Genomic DNA, 378 nt, shown 5'->3' on the forward strand with positions numbered 1-378 from the left:
TGCCGGCACCACTTTTATATGATATAATATTCAAGTCTCTTGTAAGAAGAGCCATTAGCTCAGTTGGTAGAGCATCTGACTTTTAATCAGAGGGTCGAAGGTTCGAGTCCTTCATGGCTCACCATTTTTAAGCGGGTGTGGCGGAATTGGCAGACGCGCTAGACTTAGGATCTAGTGTCTTTATGACGTGGGGGTTCAAGTCCCTTCACCCGCATTATATAGGATGACAGTTCTAAAAACTGGACATCCTGTCTGCGGAAGTAGTTCAGTGGTAGAACACCACCTTGCCAAGGTGGGGGTCGCGGGTTCGAATCCCGTCTTCCGCTCCAACTATACCATCCACGCCGGGGTGGTGGAATTGGCAGACACACAGGACTT

3 tRNA genes are annotated in these 378 nt (G+C 49.2%); all 3 read left to right on the forward strand.

The features are described 5' to 3' along the window. Nucleotides 1–48 precede the first annotated feature (48 nt). The 3 genes from UJ203_RS20780 (at nt 49) to UJ203_RS20790 (ending at nt 329) form a co-directional block, all read left to right on the forward strand. Nucleotides 49–124, forward strand: a tRNA-Lys gene (locus tag UJ203_RS20780). Nucleotides 125–131: 7 nt separating this feature from the next. Then, nucleotides 132–214 (forward strand) — tRNA-Leu (locus UJ203_RS20785). 40 nt (nt 215–254) lie between these two features. Then, a tRNA-Gly gene (locus UJ203_RS20790) sits at nt 255–329 on the forward strand. The last annotated feature ends 49 nt before the right edge of the window (nt 330–378 follow it).

The organism is Bacillus sp. V26 (assembly GCF_034296245.1).
Taxonomy (GTDB): Bacteria; Bacillota; Bacilli; order Bacillales; family Bacillaceae; genus Bacillus; species Bacillus halotolerans.